We start from the raw sequence: 23,103 nt of genomic DNA, 5'->3' as shown, positions 1-23,103 counted from the left end.
GTTCGCAACGAAAGACGACGGCGCGCAACGCGCGCCCGGCGCGCGCATCCGGCGCGGCGCGAAATCGTGATATTTTCATTCAGCGCAGCCGCCCGCAGCAGCGGGCCTCCCGCTGCTGCGCATCACCGTAGAAAACACAGATGAAACCGGTCATTGCCCTCGTTGGGCGCCCCAATGTGGGGAAATCCACGCTGTTCAACCGGCTCACGCGCTCGCGCGATGCGCTGGTCGCCGACTTGCCGGGCCTGACGCGCGATCGCCATTACGGCGAAGGGCGCGTCGGCGCACGGCCGTACCTGGTCGTCGATACCGGCGGCTTCGAACCCGTCGCGAAGGACGGCATCCTGCACCAGATGGCGCGCCAGACGCGGCAGGCGGTCGAGGAAGCCGACGTCGTCGTGTTCATCGTCGACGGCCGCAACGGGCTCGCGCCGCAGGACAAGGCGATTGCCGATTACCTGCGCAAGACCGGCCGGCCGATCTTCCTCGTCGTCAACAAGGCCGAGGGGATGAAGTACACGGCGGTCGCGACGGACTTCTACGAGCTCGGGCTCGGCGACCCGCGCGCGATCTCGGCCGCGCACGGCGACGGCGTGACCGACATGATCAACGAGGCGCTGGAAGTCGCGTACGCGGGCCAGCCCGAGGAAGCGGACGAGGACGATCCGTCGCGCGGCATCAAGATCGCGATCGTCGGCCGGCCGAACGTCGGCAAGTCGACGCTCGTGAACGCGCTGATCGGCGAGGACCGCGTGATCGCGTTCGACATGCCGGGCACGACGCGCGATTCGATCTACGTCGACTTCGAGCGTAACGGCAAGAAATACACGCTGATCGACACCGCGGGCCTGCGGCGTCGCGGCAAGGTGTTCGAGGCGATCGAGAAGTTCTCGGTGGTGAAGACGCTGCAGTCGATTTCCGACGCGAACGTCGTCATTCTTCTGCTCGATGCGCAGCAGGACATTTCCGACCAGGACGCGCACATCGCCGGCTTCGTCGTCGAGCAGGGCCGCGCGCTCGTGATCGGCGTCAACAAGTGGGACGGCCTCGACGACCACGCGCGCGATCGCGCGAAAGCCGATTTGACCCGCAAGCTGAAATTCCTCGACTTCGCGAAATCGCACTACATCTCGGCCGCGAAGAAGACGGGCATCGGCGCGCTGATGCGCTCGGTCGACGACGCATACGCGGCGGCGATGGCGAAGCTGCCGACGCCGAAGCTCACGCGCGCGCTGATCGAGGCCGTCGAATTCCAGCAGCCGCGCCGTCGCGGCCCGGTGCGTCCGAAGCTGCGCTACGCGCACCAGGGCGGCCAGAATCCGCCGCTGATCGTGATCCACGGCAACGCGCTCGATGCGGTGACGGAGACGTACAAGCGTTACCTGGAAAACCGATTCCGCGAAACTTTCTCCCTGACCGGGACTCCATTGCGCATAGAGTTCCGTTCGTCGACCAACCCGTACGCGGACAAGGGCTGAGCACGTCTGCCACGCGCTTCCCGCAAGGCATAGGCCGCATGGCCTGCGCGGGGGCGGGGCAGGCAAAATCAGCTATAGTGTAGCGATTGGCGCCGGATCTCTTTTTCTTCGTCGCCAATCCAGATCAACCTGCAAAAAAAGATGGAGTACGCCATGAGCAACAAAGGGCAATTGTTACAAGACCCGTTTTTGAACGCACTGCGCAAAGAGCACGTTCCCGTTTCGATCTATCTCGTCAACGGCATCAAGCTGCAAGGGAACATTGAATCGTTCGACCAGTACGTCGTGTTGCTCCGTAATACGGTGACCCAGATGGTCTACAAGCACGCCATCTCGACGGTCGTGCCGGCGCGCCCGGTGAATTTCCACCCGGACGCGGAAGCCTCGTCCTAACCTATCGCAGCGGCCGGCATCCGGTCGCCGCGAGCGACCGATGCCAGCCGCCTCATCTTGACACCCGATAATTTGATCAACGCAGCGCTCGTCGGCATCGATTTCGGCAAGACCGATTTCGAAGCCAGTCTCGAAGAACTCAGTCTTCTTGCCTCCAGTGCGGGGGCCCGTCCCGCCGTCACCCTCACGGGTCGTCGCGCCAGCCCCGATGCGAAGATGTTCATCGGCAGCGGCAAAGCCGAAGAATTGCGGCTTGCCTGCGACGCGCACAACGTCGAAATCGTCATCTTCAACCACGCCTTGGCGCCGGCCCAGCAACGCAATCTGGAGCAGTCGCTTAACCGGCGCGTGGTCGATCGCACGAGCCTCATCCTCGACATCTTCGCGCAGCGCGCCCGCAGCCACGAAGGCAAGCTGCAGGTCGAGCTCGCGCAGCTGCAATACCTGTCGACCCGGCTGATTCGCGCGTGGACCCACCTCGAGCGGCAAAAAGGCGGTATCGGCCTGCGCGGCCCCGGCGAAACCCAGCTCGAAACCGACCGCCGGCTGATCGGCGAGCGCATCAAGATGCTGAAGTCGCGGCTCGACCGGCTGCGCCGGCAGCACAGCACGCAGCGCCGCCAGCGCGCCCGCAGCGGCACGATGTCGGTGTCGCTTGTCGGCTATACGAACGCGGGCAAGTCGACGCTGTTCAATGCACTGACGAAAGCGCAGGCCTACGCGGCCGACCAGCTGTTCGCGACGCTCGATACGACGTCGCGGCGCGTGTACCTCGGCGACGAGGTCGGCCAGATCGTCGTGTCCGATACGGTCGGCTTCATCCGCGAACTGCCTCACCAGCTGGTTGCCGCGTTTCGCGCGACCCTCGAGGAAACGATCCATGCGGATCTGCTGCTGCACGTGGTCGACGCATCGAGCGCGGTGCGGCTCGAGCAGATCGAGCAGGTGAACGGCGTGCTGCACGAGATCGGCGCGGACACGATCCGGCAGGTGCTGGTGTTCAACAAGATCGATGCCGTGCCCGAGCTGGCGGCCCGCGGCGACGCGGTCGAGCGGGACGAGTATGGTAATATTTCGCGCGTCTTTTTGAGCGCACGCACCGGTCAGGGTCTCGACGCGTTGCGTGCCGCCATCGCCGAGATCGCCTCCGCGGAACACCTTTCCGGCTCGACGTTGCCCAACGATGCGCTCGACGGCGCACCCGCTGAACCGCACGAAGACCACACGATTTCCGAACACGGGCGCTAACCGGTCCCGGCCGGTGCGCCGGCGTCCAATCTGGTGAACAAACTCTGGTGAACGAATACAACGAGCGGAGTACCTGGCGGCGGATGCGCGCCTTGCTGTCGATCAATGATCCCCGCTGGGGACGTGGCGAAGGCAAGGGCAATGATGGATCCCGTCCGCGTGTGAACGAATCGAAGCGTCCGCCCGGTGGCGACGGTGACGGTCCGCCCGATCTCGACGAGATGTGGCGCAACTTCAACCGGCGTCTGAGCGGCCTGTTCGGCGGCAAGGGCGGCAACGGCTTCCGGCCCGACAACGGCCGGGCCGCGCGCGTCGGCGTCGGCATCGTGATCGGCGTGCTGGTCGCGGTCTACGCGGGCAGCGGGCTGTTCGTCGTGCAGGAAGGCCAGACGGGCGTCGTGCTGCAGTTCGGCAAGCTGTCCGGCACGGTCGGCCAGGGCGTGCACTGGCGCGCGCCGTATCCGTTCGCGTCGCATGAGATCGTCGACACGTCGCAGGTCCGTTCGATCGAGATCGGCCGCAACAACGTCGTGCGGCTCGCGAACGTGAAGGAAGCGGCGATGCTCACGCGCGACGCCGACATTGTCGACGTGCGGTTCGTCGTCCAGTACCGGATCCGTTCGGCAACCGATTACCTGTTCCGCAGCGTCGATCCCGAGCGCAGCGTGTCGCAGGCCGCGCAGGCGGCGGTGCGCGCGATCGTCGGCACGCGCAGCGCGGCCGACATGCTGAACCAGGATCGCGATGCGCTGCGCTCGCAGCTGTCCGCGGCGATCCAGCGCGATCTCGATCGCTACGAGTCGGGGCTCGAGGTCACGGCCGTCACGATGCAGAGCGTCGCGGCGCCCGAGCAGACGCAGCCCGCATACGCCGAAGTCGCGAAGGCGCGCGACGACCGCGAGGCCGCCAAGCGTGCCGCGCAGGCGTACGCGAACGACCTGTTGCCGAAGGCGCAGGGCGATGCCGCGAAACTCGCCGACGAAGCGAAGGCGTATGCCGATCGCGTGGTCACGGAGGCCGAAGGCGACGCCGATCGTTTCAAGCAGGTCTATGCCCAGTATTCGAAGGCGCCGGCGGTGATTCGCGAGCGGATGTACCTCGAGACGATGCAGGAAATCTACTCGAACGCGACGAAGGTGTTCGTCGGCAACAAGGGCAGCAACGTCGTGTACCTGCCGCTCGACAAGCTCGTCGAGCAGGGGCGGCAAAACGCCGCGAATGCGACTAACAGCGCGGCGCCCGCCGGCGCATCCGCGCCCGATGCGGCGTCGGTGCCGGCAGCAGCCGCGAGCGCGGTGCCTGCGAGTGCGGCATCGGCCGCGGCGCCCGCGGCGAGCAGCGACGTGCTGCGATCGCGCGAAGCGTTCCGCAGCCGCTCGCGCGAAGATGATCTGAAGTAACGGGGAGCGCAGAACATGAACCGAATCATTGCGCTCGTCGTCGCAATCGTGATCGCCGCCTTCGCGGCGTCGTCGACGGTGCTGACCGTCGATCCGCGCCATACGGCCGTGCTGTCGGGCCGCGACGGTGCGCAGCCCGAACTCGCGGGCCCCGGCATCCATTTCAAGCTGCCGCCGCCGCTCCAGACGGCGACGCTGATCGACACGCGCCTGCAGTCGCTCGAATCGTCGGATCCGTTGCAACTGGCGACCGAAGACAAGCACGACCTGCTCGTCGCGTATGCGGTCAAGTATCGGATCAGCGATCCGCTGAAGTATTTCACGGCAACCGCCGGCGACCCGGCGGCCGCCAACGAGCGTCTGGCCAGTGCGCTGAAGAGCGCGCTCGGCGACGCGTTCGCGAAGCGCGCGCTCGACGACGCGCTCGGCGGCCAACGCGACATCGCCAATGCGGCCCGCGATGCGGCGCGTGCGAAGGCATCCGGCTTCGGCGTCGACCTGGTCGACGTGCAGCTGACGCGCGTCGATTTGCCGGCCGCGCAGACCGACGCCGTCTATCAGCGGATGATCGGCGCGCTGCGCGACCAGGCCGCACAGGTGCGCGCGGATGGCGCGGCCGACGTCGAGCGGATCAAGGCCGACGCGGAACGCGAACAGCAGGCGGTGCTCGCGAATGCGTACAAGTCCGCGCAGACGATCAAGGGCGAGGGCGACGCGAAGGCCGCTTCGATCGCCGCCGACGCGTTCGGCCGCGATCCGCAGTTCTACCAGTTCTACGCGAGCCTGCAGGCTTACCGGAATACCTTCAAGCGCAACGACATCATCGTCGTCGATCCCGACAGCGAGTTTTTCCGTTTCATGCGCAGCCCGACGGGCGGTGCCGCACCGGCGGCGCCCGCTCCCCGCAAACACTGACCTTGGGGCGCCGCGTCGAGCGGCGCCGTCGCTCGCATGGATCTGGCTGGCTCGTTGTTGCTCGCGGTAGCACTGATGCTGATTATCGAGGGGGCGTTCCCCTTCGTGTTTCCTGTCGCCTGGCGCGACACGTTTCGTAGAATAGCGGAGCGGCCGCCGCATCATATCCGGATCGGCGGGCTCATCGTGATGGCGCTCGGGCTCGTCCTGCTGCTGCTCGCCACCTGACCGGACGGCGCACCCGCCGTTCGTTCCGCCCGATTTCCGATTTCCGATTCATCTCGCGGCGCGCGTGTCGCGCCCTGTTTCCCGTCGTAGGACCGTACCGATGTCGACCTGGTTACTTCCCGAGAATATCGCCGACGTACTGCCGTCGGAAGCGCGCAAGATCGAGGAGCTGCGCCGCAGGCTGCTCGACCGCTTCCGTTCGTACGGCTACGAGATGGTGATGCCGCCGCTGCTCGAATACCTCGAGTCGCTGCTGACGAGCGGCGGCGCCGACCTGCGCCTGCGCACCTTCAAGCTGGTCGACCAGCTGTCGGGCCGCACGCTCGGCCTGCGCGCGGACATCACGCCGCAGGTGGCGCGTATCGACGCGCACCTGCTGAACCGTCAGGGCGTGACACGCCTCTGCTACGCGGGCCACGTGATGCATACGCGCCCGCGCGGCCTGCACGCGACGCGCGAACAGATCCAGATCGGCGCCGAAATCTACGGGCATGCCGGGCTGGAAGCCGACCTCGAGATCCAGCAGCTGATGCTCGACGCGCTGCATCTCGCGGGCCTGTCGCGGATCCGCCTGGACCTGTGCCACGCGGGCGTGCTCGCGGCGCTGCTCGCGCGCGACGCGCAAGCTGCCGAGCGGGGCGAAGCGCTGTACGACGCGCTGTCGGGCAAGGACGTGCCGCTGCTGAACGAGCTCACCGACGATCTCGGCGCCGACACGCGCGCGGCGCTGCGTGCGCTGCCGCATCTGTACGGCGACGCGAGCGTGCTCGATGAGGCACGTGCACGCCTGCCGGTGCTGCCGGAGATCACGCGCGCGCTCGACGATCTCGCGCAGCTCGCGGCGCAGGCGAAGGGCGTCGAAGTCGCGATCGATCTCGCCGACCTGCGCGGCTACGCGTACCACAGCGGCGCGATGTTCACGGCCTACATCGACGGCGTGCCGAATGCGATCGCGCGCGGCGGCCGTTACGACCACGTGGGCCAGGCCTACGGTCGCGCCCGCCCGGCAACGGGCTTCTCGCTCGACCTGCGCGAGCTTGCGCGGATTTCGCCGATCGAGGCGCGCGGCACCGCGATTCTCGCGCCGTGGGCGCAGGACGATGCGCTGAGCGCAGCCGTCGCGGCGCTGCGCGATGCGGGCGAAGTCGTGATCCAGGCATTGCCGGGGCACGACCACGTGCTCGACGAATTCGCGTGCGACCGTTCGCTCGTCGAGCGTAACGGCGCATGGGTGGTCGAACCCCGTTAAAGAGGCGTTCGCGGGCCGTCGTTCGGCGTGCATATCGTTGAAGCGAAACGGAAAAATTCGGAATCGCCCGCGAACATAGGTAGAATACGTTTTTAACCAGCTAACGAATCAACATGTCTGCCAGCGCAGTGAACGTGACTCCCGGGCGCAATGTCGTCGTCGTGGGAACGCAATGGGGTGATGAAGGCAAGGGCAAGATCGTCGACTGGCTGACGGACCACGCTCAGGGCGTCGTGCGTTTCCAGGGCGGTCACAACGCCGGCCACACCCTCATCATCGGCGGCAAGAAGACCATCTTGCGCCTCATTCCGTCGGGCATCATGCGTGAAGGCGTCGCTTGCTATATCGGCAACGGCGTCGTCCTGTCCCCCGAGGCACTGTTCAAGGAAATCGGCGAGCTGGAAGAGGCCGGCGTGAACGTGCGCGACCGCCTGTTCATCTCCGAAGCCACGACGCTGATCCTGCCGTATCACATCGCGATCGACCAGGCGCGCGAAGCGCGCAAGGGCGCGGGCAAGATCGGCACGACCGGGCGCGGCATCGGCCCCGCGTACGAAGACAAGGTCGGCCGCCGCGCACTGCGCGTGCAGGACCTGTTCGACCCGAAGACCTTCGCCGACCGCCTGCGCGAAAACCTCGATTTCCACAACTTCGTGCTGACCCAGTACCTGGGTGGCGCAGCCGTCGATTTCCAGGCCACGCTCGACACGATGCTCGGCTATGCCGATCGCCTGAAGCCGATGGTGGCCGACGTGTCGCGCCGCCTGTACGACGCGAACAATGCCGGTCAGAACCTGCTGTTCGAAGGCGCGCAAGGCACGCTGCTCGACATCGACCACGGCACCTATCCGTTCGTCACGTCCAGCAACTGCGTCGCGGGTGCGGCATCGGCCGGCGCCGGCGTCGGTCCGCAGAAGCTGAACTACATCCTCGGCATCACGAAGGCGTACTGCACACGCGTCGGCTCGGGCCCGTTCCCGAGCGAGCTGTACGATGCGGACAATCCGCAGCGCCAGGACCAGATCGGCGTGACGCTCGCAAACGTCGGCAAGGAATTCGGCTCGGTCACCGGCCGTCCGCGCCGCACCGGCTGGCTCGACGCAGCGGCACTGCGCCGCTCGATCCAGATCAACGGCGTGTCGGGCCTGTGCATGACGAAGCTCGACGTGCTCGACGGCCTCGATGAAGTCAAGCTGTGCGTCGGCTACAAGGTCGACGGCAAGGACGTGGACATCCTGCCGCGCGGCGCGGTCGATGTCGCGCGCTGCGAACCGGTGTACGAAACGTTCGCGGGCTGGAAGGAAAGCACGGTCGGCATCAACACGTGGGACTCGCTGCCGGCGAATGCGCAGGCATACCTGACCCGTGTCCAGGAAGTGGCCGGCGTGCCGGTCGACATGGTTTCGACAGGCCCGGACCGCGACGAAACGATCCTGCTCCGCCATCCGTTCAAGGTTTAATTTTCAGCATGACGCAGCAAATCACGATGACGGCGGCAGACTTGATGACCGATCCGCGCAACGACGACAAGAACCTGTGGGTAGGCTGGGACGAATACCATCGTCTGATCGAGCTGCTCGCGCTGCAGGTGCATGCGTCGGGCTGGAAGTTCGACCAGATCCTGTGCCTCGCGCGCGGCGGTCTGCGCGTCGGCGACCAGCTGTCGCGCATCTATGACGTCCCGCTCGCGATCCTCGCGACGAGTTCGTACCGCGAAGCGGCCGGCACGGAGCAGGGCGAGCTCGACATCGCGCAGTACATCACGATGACGCGCGGCCAGCTCGCGGGCAACGTGCTGCTGGTCGACGACCTCGTCGATTCGGGCGTCACGCTCGCGCGCGTGCAGGAGCACCTGAAGGAGCGCTATCCGGCGGTCACGGCCGTGCGTTCGGCCGTGCTCTGGTACAAGGGGTGCTCGAAGGTCAAGCCCGACTATCACACGCAGTATCTGCCGACGAATCCGTGGATTCATCAGCCGTTCGAGGAGTGGGACACGGTGCGTCCGCACAACCTCGAGGCATGGATCAAGCGCGGTCGCGCACAGCGCGACGGTTCGGGCGCGTAAGTGTCCGGCCGATCGAAGGAAAGCCTTGCACGGCGCCGCTTGCGGCGCCGTTTTTATTTGCGCGCCCTGGCGCGGCCGCGGCGATATGCGCGGGCGGTAGGCAGACGGCGCGGCCCCGGCTATGATGGCAGCCCCTGCCACAGCTTGCGCAGGATTGCATGCGCGGCGTGGATCACGTGGTTTAAGGGCAACAAGGCAGGGCGGTGTTTCAAGGGGGCGCGAGTAGAATAGCGCTCGTTTTGTCCGACTCCGGACCCGATTATTACGCCTCATATGAACGACACGACCCAGGCGACCGACGCCGCCCACGCGCATTCGACGCACCAACATTCGATGCGCTCGCTTGCGATAGCGGCGATCGGCGTTGTGTTCGGCGACATCGGCACCAGCCCGCTGTATGCGCTGAAGGAAGCGTTCAGCCCCGCGCACGGCATTCCGCTGACCGAAAGCTCGATCCTCGGGGTGATCTCGCTGCTGTTCTGGGCGATCATCCTCGTGGTCGGCATCAAATACCTGCTGTTCGTGATGCGCGCCGACAACAACGGCGAGGGCGGCGTGCTCGCGCTGATGGCGCTGTCGCTGCGGCCGCTCGATTCGAGAACCCGCGTCGCGGGTGCGCTGATGGCGCTCGGGATCTTCGGCGCGTGCATGTTCTACGGCGATGCCGTGATCACGCCGGCGATCTCCGTGATGTCGGCGGTCGAAGGTCTCGAGATCGCGACGCCGCATCTGTCGCACCTCGTGCTACCGATCACGATCGTGATCCTGATCGCGCTGTTCTGGATCCAGCGCCACGGCACCGCGCTGGTCGGCAAACTGTTCGGGCCGATCATGGTGCTGTGGTTCGTCGTGATCGCGGCACTCGGCGTGTATCACATCCTGCGCGTGCCGGGCATCATCGCGGCGATCAACCCGTACTACGCCGCGTCCTTCATGTCGGAACACCTGCTCCAGGCTTACGTCGTGCTGGGTTCGGTCGTGCTGGTGCTGACCGGCGCGGAAGCGCTCTACGCGGACATGGGCCACTTCGGCGCGAAGCCGATCCGCCTCGCCGCGTACGGGCTCGTGATGCCGTCGCTCGTGCTGAACTACTTCGGGCAGGGCGCGCTGCTGATCCAGAATCCGCGAGCCATCGAGAACCCGTTCTTTCTGCTCGCGCCCGACTGGGCGCTGCTGCCGCTCGTCGTGCTGTCGACGGTGGCGACCGTGATCGCGTCGCAGGCCGTGATCTCGGGCGCGTACTCGTTGACGTCGCAGGCGATCCAGCTCGGCTACGTGCCGCGCATGAAGGTGCTGCATACGTCCGAGCTGGCGATCGGCCAGATCTACGTGCCGGTCGTGAACTGGCTGCTGCTGTTCGTGATCCTCTGCATCGTGATCGGCTTCAAGAGCTCCGACAACCTTGCGGCCGCGTACGGCATCGCGGTGACGGCGACGATGGTGATCACGACCGTGCTGGCGTGCGTCGTGATGGTGAAGGTGTGGAACTGGAACCGTTTGCTGGTCGGCGCGATCATCACGGTGTTCCTCGCGATCGACCTCGGCTTCTTCGGCGCGAACCTGCTGAAGGTTGCGCAGGGCGGCTGGCTGCCGCTCGGGATCGGTGCGCTGCTGTTCTTCCTGCTGATGACCTGGTACAAGGGCCGTCACATCGTGAAGGAGCGCACGGCCGCCGACGGTATCCCGCTCGAGCCGTTCCTGCAGGGGCTGCTCGCGCATCCGCCGCACCGCGTGTCCGGCACCGCGATCTACCTGACCGGCAACGACAAGCTCGTGCCCGTCAGCCTGCTGCACAACCTGAAGCACAACAAGGTGCTGCACGAGCGGACCATCTTCCTGACGTTCGTCACGCGCGACATTCCGTACGTGCGCGACGACAAGCGCCTGAGCTCGCGCGATGCGGGCGGCGGCCTGTACATCGTCAAGGCCGAGTACGGCTTCAACGAGACGCCGGACGTGAAGGCCGTGCTCGAGGAATTCGGCCGCACGCACGACATGACCTTCGAACTGATGGACACGTCGTTCTTCCTCGCGCGCGAAACGGTCGTGCCGACGCATCTGCCCGGCATGTCGATCTGGCGCGAACGCGTGTTCGCGTGGATGCATCAGAACGCGGCGAAGCCGACCGATTTCTTCTCGATCCCGGCGAACCGCGTCGTCGAGCTCGGCACCAAGATCGAGATCTGACGCGCGCGGGCGGGGCCGCCCATGCGGCCCATGCTGCCCGTGCCGTTTCGGCGGCGCGTTCGCCCAAACCATGAAAAAACCCGCCTTTCGGCGGGTTTTTTCATACGGCGACGGCGCGTCGCGCGCTCAGCGCTTCAGCTTCGCGAACGCCGCGGCCATCGCGCCGGCCGGTTCCGGCTCGCGCGAACGCTGCGGGCGGGCCGCACCGCGGCCGGCATTGCCGCGATCCTGGCCGCCGCGCGGCGCGATGCCGGGCGCGGCCGCTTCATCGTCGAGGCGCATCGTCAGTGCAATGCGCTGACGCTTCACGTCGACGTCGAGCACCTTGACCTTGACGACCTGGCCGGCCTTCACGACTTCGTGCGGATCCTTGATGAACTTCGTCGACATCGCGGACACGTGGACGAGGCCGTCCTGGTGCACGCCGATATCCACGAACGCGCCGAATGCCGCGACGTTGGTCACGACGCCTTCGAGCAGCATGCCCGGCATCAGGTCGGACACCTTTTCGACGCCGTCGCGGAACGTGGCGGTCTTGAATTCGGGGCGCGGGTCGCGACCCGGTTTTTCGAGTTCGGACAGGATGTCGCGCACGGTCGGCAGGCCGAAACGTTCGTCAACAAATTCCGCCGGCGACAGGCCGGACAGTGCATCGCGGCTGCCGAGCACATCGTCGATCCGCTTGCTGATCTTCGCGAGGATCCGTTCGACGACCGGATAGGCTTCCGGGTGCACCGACGAGCGGTCGAGCGGGTTTTCGCCGCCGTTGATGCGCAGGAAGCCGGCCGCCTGTTCGAAGGTCTTGTCGCCGAGGCGCGGCACCTTGCGCAGGTGATCGCGCGACGGGAACGGCCCGTTCGCGTCGCGGTAGTCGACAATGTTGCGTGCCAGCGTCGCGTTCAGGCCCGATACGCGCGCGAGCAGCGCGACCGACGCGGTGTTCGCATCGACGCCAACCGCGTTCACGCAGTCCTCGACGACTGCGTCGAGCGACCGGGCGAGTTCGCGCTGGTTCACGTCGTGCTGGTACTGGCCGACGCCGATCGCCTTCGGCTCGATCTTCACGAGCTCGGCGAGCGGATCCTGCAGGCGGCGCGCGATCGACACGGCGCCGCGCAGCGACACGTCGAGTTCCGGGAACTCCTTCGCCGCCAGCTCGGACGCCGAATACACCGACGCGCCGGCTTCCGACACGACGATCTTCTGCAGCCGCAGTTCAGGGTGCTTCGAAATCAGTTCGCTCGCGAGCTTGTCGGTTTCGCGCGACGCGGTGCCGTTGCCGATGCTGATCAGCTCGGCCTGCGTCTGCGCGGCGATCCGCGCGAGTTTCGCGAGCGAGCCGTCCCAGTCGCGGCGCGGCTCGTGCGGGTAGATCGTGTCGGTCGCGAGCAGCTTGCCGGTGCGGTCGACCACGGCGACCTTCACGCCCGTGCGCAGGCCGGGGTCGAGACCGATCACGGCCTTCGGGCCGGCCGGCGCGGCCAGCAGCAGGTCTTTCAGGTTGCGCGCGAACACGCGGATCGCTTCGGCTTCCGCCGATTCACGCAGCTGCGTGAGCAGTTCGTTCTCGATGTGCGGCTGCACCTTCACGCGCCAGCACCAGCGGCACACGTCGGACAGCCACTTGTCGGCCGGGCGGTTCTGGTTTGCGATCCCGAAATGGCGCGCGATCATCGCTTCGCCGGGATGCGGCACCTGCGCGTCGAGTTCCTCGCCGAGGCCGAGCTTGACGGTCAGCACGCCGGCATTGCGGCCGCGGAACAAGGCGAGCGCGCGGTGCGACGGCACGGTCCGGATCGTTTCCGAGTAATCGTAGTAGTCGCGGAACTTCTCGCCTTCCTCGTTTTCCTTGCCTTCGACGACCGCCGACGACACGACGCCCTGGCTGTGCAGGTAGTCGCGCAGCTTGCCGAGCAGCTCGGCCGTTTCGCCGAACTGTTCGGACAGGATGTCGCGCGCGCCGTCGAGCGCGGCTTTCACGTCGGCGACGCCCTTGTCGGCGTCGACGTACGCGGCGGCTTCCGTCTGCGGGTCGAGCAGCGGGTTCGCGAGCAGGGCCTGCGCGAGCGGCTCCAGGCCGGCTTCGCGGGCGATCTGCGCGCGCGTGCGGCGCTTCGGCTTGTACGGCAAATAAAGGTCTTCGAGCACCTGCTTGCTGTCGGCCGCGTCGATCGCGGCACGCAGTTCGTCGGTCAGCTTGCCCTGTTCGTCGATGCTCGCCAGGATCGTCGCGCGGCGATCCTCGAGTTCGCGCAGATACAGGAGGCGTTCCTCGAGGTTGCGCAGCTGCGTGTCGTCCAGGTTGCCGGTCACTTCCTTGCGGTACCGGGCAATGAACGGAACGGTCGAGCCTTCGTCGAGGAGTTGCACCGCCGCCGCGACCTGGCGCGGCTGGACGGACAGTTCGGTGGCGATGCGCTGTACGATCTTGAGTGCTACGGTTTCCGTCATGTCGTGGATGATCTGCCTGCTGAAAGCGCGGCGCGGGCCGGCAGACCGCGCGCGGGCTGCGAGACGGGCCCGCCGGACCAGATGCCGCGGGTGAGTGAAGCGGGGCATTTTGCCATAAATGGCGGAGCGTCCAGCCGGGGGTGATAGAATTTGACACATGTCCCGCAGCTTTCCTACGACGTTGCCAACTTCCCGCATTTCTCTCGTCGCGCTCGGCGCAGCGCTTGCCGCGGCTTTGTCCGCCGGATCCATCGTCGCTTACGCACAGGCATCGGGCGCAAGCGCGCCGGCCGCCGCTGTCGCCGCGCCCGTCGAGGCTTCGGGCACGCAGGATTTTGATGCCCGTCAAAAAGTGCTCAATCAACGGTCCGCGGAAAACGATTATCGTTATGCCGTGGCGGAGCACGATTGCTACAGCAAGTTCTTCGTCAATCACTGTCTCGGCAATGCGCGCGACCGGATGCGCGAGGAGCGGGCGAGCATTCGCCAGGAGCAGCTCGCGCTCGACGACGAACAGCGCGCGGTGCGGGCGCAGCAGCGCGACCAGCAGCAGGCGCTGAAGCAGGCGCAAAATGCGGCGGATGCGCCGCAGCGCGCGGCGAACGAGGCGGCGAACGCGGCTGCGTTCCGCGACAAGCAGGAGCAGAATGCACTGAAGCAGGCGCAGCGCGGCGCGGAAGCGCCGCAGCATGCGGCGAGCAAGCAGGCATACGACCAGAAGCAGGCGGATTTCCAGCGCAAGCTCGACCAGGCGCACCAGCAGGCTGCGCAGAAGGCGCAGGAGCGGGCGGACAACGCCGCGCGCTACGAGCAGAAGCGGAAGGAAGCCGAGCAGCACAAGGCCGATGTCGAGCGGCGTCAGAAGGAAGCGGCCGAGAAGGCCAGGCAGCAACAGCAGGGGCAGTAACGTGTTGGATTGATCCGGAATCAGTCTCGTGCGTGCCGGCACGCCAGTCGGCGCGCTGCTTCGATGAGGAGGCGCATATGCAAAACCGTCCCACGGAACAGCAGCAGGAATTGCACAACCGTTTGGCCGCACTGCAGGAGCAGCACCAGCAGCTCGCTCGGGAGATCGAGCTGAAGGAAGGACACTCCGACATCGACGACATCACGCTGCACCGCCTGAAGAAGGAAAAGCTGGCGGCCAAGGACAAAATCATTTTGCTGCAATCGCAGCTGGAACCGGATAAGCGCGCCTGAGCGCGGCCTGGCAAGCGCCGGCGCTGCTCGGGCGCTGGACACAGGAACGCTTGCCTTGAATTCACCGCTTGAAGCCAATCCCGATGCCCGGCGTGACGCGTCGTCCGCCGGGCGCGTTCGTGCGCCCGACGGCACCTTCGAGCTGAGCCGCAAGCGTGTCGACGAACTCGACACGATCTTCGGCGAAGGCGGGTTGCTCGCGCGCGCGCTCGACGGCTATCACCCGCGTCTGTCGCAGATCGAGATGGCGCGTGCGGTCGCGTCCGCGATGGAAGCATCTGCACGCCGGATGCCCGAGCCGGAAATCTTCGAAACCCGCAAGCGGCCGGCGCGCCGTCTGGGCGACGCCGACAAGGCGGCCGAATCCGCCGCCGACGGCGCCGCGGCCGAGTCAGACGCCGACGCCGGCGACAACACGCTGATCGTCGAGGCCGGCACCGGCACCGGCAAGACCTATGCATACCTGGTGCCCGCGATGCTGTGGGGCGGCAAGGTGATCGTGTCGACCGGCACGAAGCACCTGCAGGACCAGCTGTTCCAGCGCGACATCCCGACCGTGCGCAACGCGCTCGCGGTGCCGGTGACGGTCGCGATGCTGAAGGGCCGCTCGAACTACCTGTGCCATTACTACCTGCAGCGCACGGCCGACAACGGCCGCCTGCCGTCGCGGCAGGACACCGCGTATCTGCAGGAAATCGTCCGGTTCGCGAAGCTCACGAAGAGCGGCGACAAGGCCGAGCTCGCGAGCGTGCCGGAGACGGCGCCCGTGTGGTCGATGGTCACGTCGACGCGCGACAACTGCCTCGGCCAGGAGTGCCCGCATTACAAGGAGTGCTTCGTGATGCAGGCGCGGCGCGAGGCGCAGCAGGCCGACGTCGTCGTCGTCAACCATCACCTGTTCTTCGCGGACATCATGCTGCGCGACACCGGGATGGCCGAACTGCTGCCGAACGCGAACACGGTGATCTTCGACGAAGCGCACCAGCTGCCTGAAACGGCCACGCTGTTCTTCGGCGAGACGCTGTCGACCACGCAGATCCTCGAACTCGCGCGCGATACGGTCGCCGAAGGCTTGAGCCATGCGCGCGATGCGGTCGAGTGGGTCAAGCTCGGCGGCGATCTCGAGCGCGCGGCGCGCGACCTGCGCCTCGCGTTCGCGAACGACCAGATCGTGCGCATGTCGCTCGCGCAACTGGGCGACGATCATCCGATGTTCGGCGCGCTCGACGCGCTCGAGGTGGCGCTCGATGCGCTTGCATCGGCGCTCGCGAGCCAGGCCGAGCGCGCGGAATCGCTCGGCGCGTGCCTGCGGCGCGCACGGGAGCTGCAGGACCTGCTCGCCGGCTGGGTTGCGCCCGGTGCGGCGGACGCGGCGGCGAAGGCCGATGCGGCGGCAGCCGGCGACAAGGCGGCCGCCGACGATCCGAACGAGAAGGTGCGCTGGGTCGAGGTGTTCGCGCATACCGTCCAGCTGCACGAAACGCCGCTGTCGGTCGCGCCGATTTTCGCGAAGCAGCGCGCCGGCGTGCCGCGCGCGTGGGTCTTCACGTCGGCGACGCTGTCGGTGCGCGGTGACTTCACGCACTACGCGGCCCAGATGGGCCTCAGCTCGCGACGCTCGATGACGCTCGCGAGCCCCTTCGATTATCAGACGCAGGGCCTGCTGTACGTGCCGCGCAACCTGCCGCAGCCGTCGTCGCCGGCGTTTACCGATGCGGTATTCGACGCCGCGCTGCCGGCGATCGAGGCGTCGGGCGGCGGCGTCTTCATGCTGTGCACGACGCTGCGCGCGGTCGACCGGATCGCGTCGAAGCTGCGCGACGTGATCGAGTCGCGCGGCTGGAACACGCCGCTGCTGGTGCAGGGCGATGCGAGCCGCACCGAGCTGCTCGATCGCTTCCGTTCGTACGGCAATGCGATCCTCGTCGGCAGCCAGAGCTTCTGGGAGGGCGTCGACGTGCGCGGCGACGCGCTGTCGCTCGTCGTGATCGACAAGCTGCCGTTCGCGCCGCCCGACGATCCGGTGCTCGCCGCGCGCCTCGACGCGCTGACCAAGAAGGGCTTGAGCCCGTTCGCCGTTCACCAGCTGCCGCAGGCCGTGATCACGCTGAAGCAGGGCGCGGGCCGCCTGATTCGCGCGGAGACGGATCGGGGCGTGCTGATGATCTGCGACACGCGGCTCGTCGACAAGCCTTACGGTCGCCGGATCTGGCAGAGCCTGCCGCCGTTCAAGCGCACCCGCGAGATCGCGGTCGTGCAGGACTTTTTCGACGAGCGTCGCGCGGAAAAGCGCGCGTAATCACCTTGCCCGCACCCCGCACCGCCGCCTGCTACCGCAGCGCAACAAAAAACCCGGCTCGATGGCCGGGTTTTTTGTTGATGCGTCGGGCGTCGCTCAGAACTGCCACCACGACTTCTTCGCGCCGGGGCGCGCATGGCCGGTGATGTACGGGCTGTCGGGGAAGGTGCCTGCCAGCACGCGCTTCGTGTCTTCCGCGAGTTGCGGCTGGTTCAGCTTGCCGTACGACAGGATCATGATGTGCAGCGCGTCTTCGATCGCCGGCGCGCCCTTGTAGTCCTTGATCGCGAGCTGCGCGCGGTTGATCGCCGCGACATACGCGCCGCGCCGGTAGTAGTAGTCGGCCGCGTGCACTTCGTGCGACGCGAGCGCGTTGACGATGTAGCGCATCCGCGCCGCGGCGTCGGGCGCGTACTTGCTCTTCGGGTAGCGGTCGACGACGACCTTGAACGCATCGTACGATTCGCGCAGTGCCTGCGGATCGCGCTCGCTCATGTCCTGGCCGGAGAAGCGGCCGAACAGGCCCAGATCGTCGTTGAAGTGGATCATCCCCTTCAGGTAGTACGCGTACGGGATGTCCGGGTGATCCGGATGCAGCTGGATGAAGCGGTCGACGGCCTGGTCGGCGGCTGCCGCTTCGTTGTCCTTCCAGTTGCAGTACGCGACGTTGATCTGCGCCTGTTGCGCGAAATGACCGAACGGATCGCGGCCTTGCAGCGATTCGAAATATTTCGCGCACTTGCCCCAGTCGCCGCCGGACAGTGCGTCCTGGGCCTCTGAGTATAATTTGTTGTTCGACCAGGTAGCCGTCTCGTCCTGCTTCTGCGGCAAGCCGTGGCAGCCGGCGATGAGGGCCGCGGCCGCTACCGCCGCAGCTCGGGCGGCGACGGTTTTGGCCGTACGTTTGGTCGAATTCATCATGCTCGCATGTCCTAGCTTCAAGTCTCGGTGACCCAGTCTAAATGACCCGTTCAAGTTCGCAGAATGCCCCGCGGGGCAAGCCAAATCGCGAAGATTATAGCCCAAGCGATCGGCCCGCCGACGCTGCTTCGGGGGAATCCCCCGATCTCGATCCGGCAGCAGGCGCGATGCAGCCGCCTGTCGTGCCGTCCGCGGCGGCCGATGAGACGCCGCGCGTCGTCGAAGTGCCGCTGTCGCTCGCGGGCGAACGCCTCGACAAGGCGCTTGCCCAGCTGTTCCCCGAATTCTCGCGCAGCCGCCTGCAGAGCTGGATCGAGGCGCAGCGCGTGCTGGTCGACGGCGCGCCCGCGAAGATCCGCCAGCCGGTGCCGCTCGGCGCGAAGATCGAGCTGGTGCCCGACCTGCTGCCGGAGCAGCTCGCGTTCACGCCCGAGCCCGTGCCGCTCGACGTGATCTACGAGGACGACGCGCTCGTCGTCATCAACAAGCCGGCCGGCGTCGTCGTCCATCCGGCCGCCGGCAACTGGAGCGGCACGATCCTCAACGGGCTGTTGCATCGTTACGGCGACGCGGCGGCCGGCCTGCCGCGCGCGGGCATCGTGCACCGGCTCGACAAGGAGACCTCCGGCCTGATGGTGGTCGCACGCACGCTCGCCGCGCAGACCGACCTCGTGCGGCAGCTGCAGGCGCGTACCGTGAAGCGCCGCTATTTCGCGCTCGTCTGGGGCACGATGCCCGAGGACGGCACGATCGACGCGCCGATCGGCCGCGATCCGCGCGAGCGCACGCGCATGGCGGTGGTCACCGGCGCGTCGGGCAAGCCTGCGCGCACGCATTTCCGCACGGTTGACACATGCATGTGGCAACGTCAGCCGGTGTCGGCGATCCAGTGCGACCTCGAAACCGGGCGCACGCACCAGATTCGCGTGCACTGCTCGCATGTCGGGCATCCGCTGCTCGGCGATCCGGTGTACGGGCGCGCGCGCGGCAAGCGCTCGGTCGCACCGCTGCCGGACGGGTTCGCACGGCAGGCGCTGCATGCATGGCGGCTCGGGCTCGTGCATCCGGTCACGGGCAGGACGATGCAGTGGCGCTGCCCGTTGCCCGACGACATGAACGCGCTCGTCGCGGCGCTCGGTTTCGGGCAGCGCGAAGAAGACTTCGACGATGAAGACGGCATCTACGACGATGACGATTTCGCCGGCGAGTATCACGATCACGACGACGATTACGACGACGAGTCGGATCCGGACGAAGAGGAGGAGTGAGTGCCGATGACGAACCTGGCGCCGTTGACGTGGCAGGACTGCGTGCAGCCCGACTGGCAGGTGGCGCCGCGCGTGCGCGCGCTGATCACGACGCGTAATGGCGGCGTGAGCGAAGGCCCGTACGGGCGCTGGCACGACGGTGTCGCGTTGCCGGGCGGGATGAATCTCGGCCTGCATACCGGCGACGATCCGGCCCATGTCGCCGAGAACCGCGCACGCGTGCTCGCGCTCGCGGGCCAGTCGCGCGCGGCATGGCTCGAGCAGGTTCACGGTGCGCGGATCGTGCGCGCGGACGAGGTGATCGCCGCGGCGCCGGATGCCGCGGCGCCCGTGCAGGCCGACGCCAGCGTGACGGACCGCACGAATGCGGTTTGCGTCGTGATGGTCGCCGATTGCCTGCCGGTGCTGCTGTGCGACGCGCAGGGCCGGGCGGTGGGCGCTGCGCATGCGGGCTGGCGCGGCCTCGCGGCCGGCATCGTCGAGCAGGCCGCGGCACGCGTCGCGGCGCTGGCCGGCGGCGCGACCGCCGAGCTCCATGCGTATCTCGGGCCCGCGATCGGCCCGCAGGCGTTCGAAGTCGGCGCCGACGTGCGCGCGGCGTTTCTCGACACGGCTCCGCAGTCGGAGCATGATGAGACGCGACACGCGTTCGTCGCGATCGACGGCGCGCCCGGCAAGTTCCTCGCCGATCTCCATGCGCTCGCGCGCCTGCGCCTCGCGCGCGCGGGCGTGGCTCACGTGAGCGGCGGGACCGCCTGCACGGTCATCGAACCCGCACGTTTCTATTCGTATCGGCGCGACCGTGTGACGGGCCGCATGGCGGCGGCGATCTGGCTGGTCGATTGATGGCTGCCCACGAGTCGGCAGCGCGCACTTGCGCGCGCGGCTTGTTGCACTGCAAAATCGACTTATCTCGATATTGGCGCGGCAATGGCATGTTGCGCAGGCAACCAAATAAATAATTGCGCAGTCAAGTCGATCAAAATGTTTTATGTTTCGCCGGAAGCCTTGTCCCGTCTGTTGCGCGCGGATTATCTTCGAGCGGAAATGTTCAGTGGTTTGACGGGGCGCTTCACATGGGGAAAACGATAATGATAAAACTACCGCACTGCGGCAGAATCTGGAGACGCCTCTCCAGAGCATGACGGCCCGGCTCGTCGCCGGCACGCCGCGCGCGAGCAGGATTTCACGATTGACGCTCACGAATCACCGGTAAGGCAGGTAATGACAGCATCGAAAAATTCGTCGACGTCCGCTCAGGCGGGCACTTCCGCAGGCAGCACCGGGTTTGGCCAGGCTACGCAGCCGATGCAGCAGATGTTCGAGGCATGGCTGAACGCCTGGCGCGGTTTCGCCGACCCGGCGCGCGCCGCAACGGCGGCGACCAGCGCCAATCCGTTCGCCGCATTCCAGTTTCCGACCTCGGTGCCGTTCCAGATGCCGTCGATGCCCGATTTCGGCGGCCTCGGCAGTCTCGGTGGCTTCGGCAATCTCGCGTCGCCGTTCGCGGGCTTGAAGCTGCCGGTTGCGGCGATCCCGCCCGAACGGCTCCAGAAGCTGCAGGCCGACTATGCGCGCGACTGCGTGACGCTGATGCAGCAGGCCGCCGCGGCGAAGCTCGAGTCGCCCGAACTGAAGGACCGCCGCTTCAGCGGGGAGGCATGGAAGGCGTCGCCCGCGCATGCATTCGCCGCTGCGTGGTATCTGCTCAACGCGCGCTATCTGCAGGAACTGGCCGACGCGCTCGAGACCGATCCGAAGACGCGCGAACGCATCCGTTTCTCCGTGCAGCAATGGACGGCCGCCGCCGCGCCGAGCAACTTCCTCGCGCTCAATCCCGATGCCCAGAAATCGATCCTCGAGACGCAGGGCGAAAGCCTGCGGCAGGGGATGATGAACCTGCTCGGCGACCTGCAGCGCGGCAAGATTTCTCAAACCGACGAATCGCAGTTCGTCGTCGGCAAGAACCTGGGTTGCACCGAAGGCGCGGTCGTCTACGAGAACGACCTGATCCAGCTGATCCAGTACACGCCGAAGACGGACCAGGTGTTCGAGCGGCCGCTGCTGATCGTGCCGCCGTGCATCAACAAGTTCTACATCCTCGACCTGCAGCCCGAGAATTCGCTCGTCGCGCATGCGCTGTCGTGCGGCCATCAGGTCTTCCTCGTATCGTGGCGCAACGCCGATGCGTCGGTCGCGCACAAGACGTGGGACGACTACATGAACGAAGGGCTGCTCGCGGCGATCGACGCGGTGCAGCAAATCAGCGGCCGCGAGCAGATCAACACGCTCGGCTTCTGCGTCGGCGGCACGATGCTCGCGACCGCGCTTGCGGTGCTCGCCGCGCGCGGCGAACACCCGGCCGCTTCGATGACGCTGCTGACCGCGATGCTCGACTTCACCGACACCGGCATCCTCGACGTGTTCGTCGACGAGGCGCACGTGCAGATGCGCGAGCAGACCATCGGCGGCAAGAATGGCGCGGCGCCGGGGCTGATGCGCGGCGTCGAATTCGCGAACACGTTCTCGTACCTGCGCCCGAACGACCTCGTGTGGAACTACGTCGTCGACAATTACCTGAAGGGGCGCACGCCGGCCGCATTCGACCTGCTGTACTGGAACAGCGACTCGACGAGCCTGCCGGGCCCGATGTACGCGTGGTACCTGCGCAATACCTATCTCGAGAACAAGCTGCGCGTGCCGAACGCGCTGACCGTGTGCGGCGAATCCGTCGACCTGTCGCGCATCGACGTGCCGACCTTCATCTACGGGTCGCGCGAGGATCACATCGTGCCGTGGCAGACGGCCTACGCATCGACGTCGATCCTGACGGGCCCGCTGAAGTTCGTGCTCGGCGCGTCGGGGCACATCGCGGGCGTGATCAATCCGCCGGCGAAGAAGAAGCGCAGCTACTGGGTCAACGACAGCGACCTGCCCGAAGCCGCGGACGACTGGTTTGCCGGCGCGACCGAGCAGCCGGGCAGCTGGTGGACGACCTGGGTCGAATGGCTCGATCAGTACGGCGGCCGCAAGGTGGCGCCGCCCGCCAAGGCCGGTTCCGCGCAGTTCCCGGTGATCGAGCCGGCGCCGGGCCGCTACGTGTTGCAGCGCGATTGACGAAAACCGGACAGCGGCGCACGCTGTCCGGCGCACCGCAGTTTTTTTAACAGGGCCGGTAGCGATGCGCCGTGTCGTGCGGGCCTGGAGGAAAGGGAAATGACGGACGTAGTGATCGTATCGGCCGCGCGGACCGCGGTCGGCAAATTCGGCGGCTCGCTCGCGAAGGTCGCGGCACCGGAACTGGGCGCGACGGTGATTCGCGCGGTGCTGGAGCGCTCGGGCGTGAAGCCGGAGCAGGTGAGCGAAGTGATCATGGGCCAGGTGCTGACGGCGGGCTCGGGGCAGAACCCGGCGCGCCAGTCGCTGATTAAGGCCGGCCTGCCGAGCGCGGTGCCGGGCATGACGATCAACAAGGTGTGCGGCTCGGGCCTGAAGGCCGTGATGCTGGCGGCCAACGCGATCGTCGCGGGGGACGCGGACATCGTGATCGCCGGCGGCCAGGAAAACATGAGCGCGTCGCCGCACGTGCTGCCGGGCTCGCGCGACGGCTTCCGGATGGGTGACGCGAAGCTGGTCGACACGATGATCGTCGACGGCCTGTGGGATGTGTACAACCAGTACCACATGGGCATCACGGCGGAGAACGTCGCGAAGGAATACGGGATCACGCGCGAAGAGCAGGACGCATTCGCGGCGCTGTCGCAGAACAAGGCGGAAGCGGCGCAGAAGGCCGGCCGCTTC

At 66.8% G+C, this 23,103-nt stretch carries 19 protein-coding genes; 17 read left to right on the top strand and 2 right to left on the bottom strand.

What is annotated here, in order from left to right; all coding sequences use genetic code 11:
• Positions 1–140: 140 nt before the first annotated feature.
• From der to C7H84_RS11110, 10 genes are all read left to right on the top strand, one after another.
• Entirely contained in the window at positions 141–1,478 is a 1,338-nt protein-coding gene (gene der, locus C7H84_RS11160) for a ribosome biogenesis GTPase Der (RefSeq protein ID WP_121858875.1), read from the top strand.
• Between the two features lie 153 nt (positions 1,479–1,631).
• Positions 1,632–1,871, top strand: a complete 240-nt coding sequence (gene hfq / locus C7H84_RS11155; RefSeq protein WP_006399927.1) for an RNA chaperone Hfq — start codon at positions 1,632–1,634, stop codon at positions 1,869–1,871.
• Positions 1,872–1,943: 72 nt separating this feature from the next.
• Positions 1,944–3,119 carry a GTPase HflX gene (gene hflX / locus C7H84_RS11150; RefSeq protein ID WP_205611422.1) on the top strand — a complete coding sequence of 392 codons (1,176 nt, stop codon included), beginning with the start codon at positions 1,944–1,946 and terminating at the stop codon, positions 3,117–3,119.
• 47 nt (positions 3,120–3,166) lie between these two features.
• Positions 3,167–4,519, top strand: a complete 1,353-nt coding sequence (gene hflK, locus C7H84_RS11145; RefSeq protein WP_121858873.1) for an FtsH protease activity modulator HflK — start codon at positions 3,167–3,169, stop codon at positions 4,517–4,519.
• 15 nt (positions 4,520–4,534) lie between these two features.
• Positions 4,535–5,434 (top strand): protease modulator HflC, encoded by a 900-nt coding sequence (locus C7H84_RS11140; protein ID WP_121858872.1) that lies wholly within the window; start codon positions 4,535–4,537, stop codon positions 5,432–5,434.
• 36 nt (positions 5,435–5,470) lie between these two features.
• Complete coding sequence (locus C7H84_RS11135; RefSeq protein WP_009687995.1) at positions 5,471–5,662, top strand: DUF2065 domain-containing protein; 192 nt, start codon at positions 5,471–5,473, stop codon at positions 5,660–5,662.
• A gap of 100 nt (positions 5,663–5,762) precedes the next feature.
• Entirely contained in the window at positions 5,763–6,911 is a 1,149-nt protein-coding gene (locus tag C7H84_RS11130; RefSeq protein ID WP_059680129.1) for an ATP phosphoribosyltransferase regulatory subunit, read from the top strand.
• Between the two features lie 113 nt (positions 6,912–7,024).
• On the top strand, positions 7,025–8,371 hold the full coding sequence (locus C7H84_RS11125; RefSeq protein ID WP_121858871.1) for an adenylosuccinate synthase: 1,347 nt from the start codon (positions 7,025–7,027) through the stop codon (positions 8,369–8,371).
• Positions 8,372–8,379: 8 nt separating this feature from the next.
• Positions 8,380–8,976 carry a phosphoribosyltransferase gene (locus C7H84_RS11120; RefSeq protein WP_006755319.1) on the top strand — a complete coding sequence of 199 codons (597 nt, stop codon included), beginning with the start codon at positions 8,380–8,382 and terminating at the stop codon, positions 8,974–8,976.
• Positions 8,977–9,249: 273 nt separating this feature from the next.
• Positions 9,250–11,163, top strand: coding sequence for a potassium transporter Kup (locus C7H84_RS11110; protein ID WP_121858870.1), 1,914 nt, complete (start codon positions 9,250–9,252; stop codon positions 11,161–11,163).
• Positions 11,164–11,289: 126 nt separating this feature from the next.
• On the opposite strand, the gene C7H84_RS11105 is transcribed toward C7H84_RS11110, so the two are convergent.
• Entirely contained in the window at positions 11,290–13,614 is a 2,325-nt protein-coding gene (locus C7H84_RS11105; RefSeq protein ID WP_121858869.1) for a Tex family protein, read from the bottom strand.
• Positions 13,615–13,771: 157 nt separating this feature from the next.
• Between C7H84_RS11105 and C7H84_RS11100 the strand changes: the two genes are divergently transcribed.
• The 3 genes from C7H84_RS11100 to C7H84_RS11090 all read left to right on the top strand — a co-directional run bounded on the left by C7H84_RS11100 (position 13,772) and on the right by C7H84_RS11090 (position 17,113).
• On the top strand, positions 13,772–14,521 hold the full coding sequence (locus C7H84_RS11100) for a hypothetical protein (protein ID WP_121858868.1): 750 nt from the start codon (positions 13,772–13,774) through the stop codon (positions 14,519–14,521).
• Between the two features lie 77 nt (positions 14,522–14,598).
• The gene (locus C7H84_RS11095) at positions 14,599–14,814 is read left to right on the top strand and encodes a YdcH family protein (RefSeq protein WP_006755091.1); all 216 of its coding nucleotides are present in this window, start codon (positions 14,599–14,601) and stop codon (positions 14,812–14,814) included.
• A 55-nt stretch (positions 14,815–14,869) separates the two neighbouring features.
• Positions 14,870–17,113 carry an ATP-dependent DNA helicase gene (locus C7H84_RS11090; protein ID WP_121858867.1) on the top strand — a complete coding sequence of 748 codons (2,244 nt, stop codon included), beginning with the start codon at positions 14,870–14,872 and terminating at the stop codon, positions 17,111–17,113.
• Between the two features lie 96 nt (positions 17,114–17,209).
• Here C7H84_RS11090 and C7H84_RS11085 read toward each other — a convergent pair whose 3' ends face one another.
• Positions 17,210–18,034: an outer membrane protein assembly factor BamD gene (locus C7H84_RS11085; protein WP_121858866.1), complete on the bottom strand. Its 825-nt coding sequence runs from the start codon at positions 18,032–18,034 to the stop codon at positions 17,210–17,212.
• A gap of 41 nt (positions 18,035–18,075) precedes the next feature.
• Between C7H84_RS11085 and C7H84_RS11080 the strand changes: the two genes are divergently transcribed.
• The 4 genes from C7H84_RS11080 to C7H84_RS11065 all read left to right on the top strand — a co-directional run.
• Positions 18,076–19,302, top strand: a complete 1,227-nt coding sequence (locus tag C7H84_RS11080; RefSeq protein ID WP_121858865.1) for an RluA family pseudouridine synthase — start codon at positions 18,076–18,078, stop codon at positions 19,300–19,302.
• A gap of 6 nt (positions 19,303–19,308) precedes the next feature.
• Complete coding sequence (pgeF, locus tag C7H84_RS11075) at positions 19,309–20,148, top strand: peptidoglycan editing factor PgeF (protein WP_121859038.1); 840 nt, start codon at positions 19,309–19,311, stop codon at positions 20,146–20,148.
• A 378-nt stretch (positions 20,149–20,526) separates the two neighbouring features.
• Complete coding sequence (gene phaC, locus C7H84_RS11070) at positions 20,527–22,419, top strand: class I poly(R)-hydroxyalkanoic acid synthase (RefSeq protein ID WP_121858864.1); 1,893 nt, start codon at positions 20,527–20,529, stop codon at positions 22,417–22,419.
• Between the two features lie 99 nt (positions 22,420–22,518).
• On the top strand, positions 22,519–23,103 hold a 585-nt coding region (locus C7H84_RS11065), incomplete at its 3' end, for a beta-ketoacyl synthase N-terminal-like domain-containing protein (RefSeq protein ID WP_276208397.1).

It is taken from the genome of Burkholderia sp. Nafp2/4-1b, from assembly GCF_003635165.1.
In the GTDB taxonomy this organism is placed as follows: domain Bacteria; phylum Pseudomonadota; class Gammaproteobacteria; order Burkholderiales; family Burkholderiaceae; genus Burkholderia.
The sequence above is the reverse complement of the archived record's forward strand: the minus strand, read 5'-3'. Positions and strand labels throughout refer to the sequence as shown.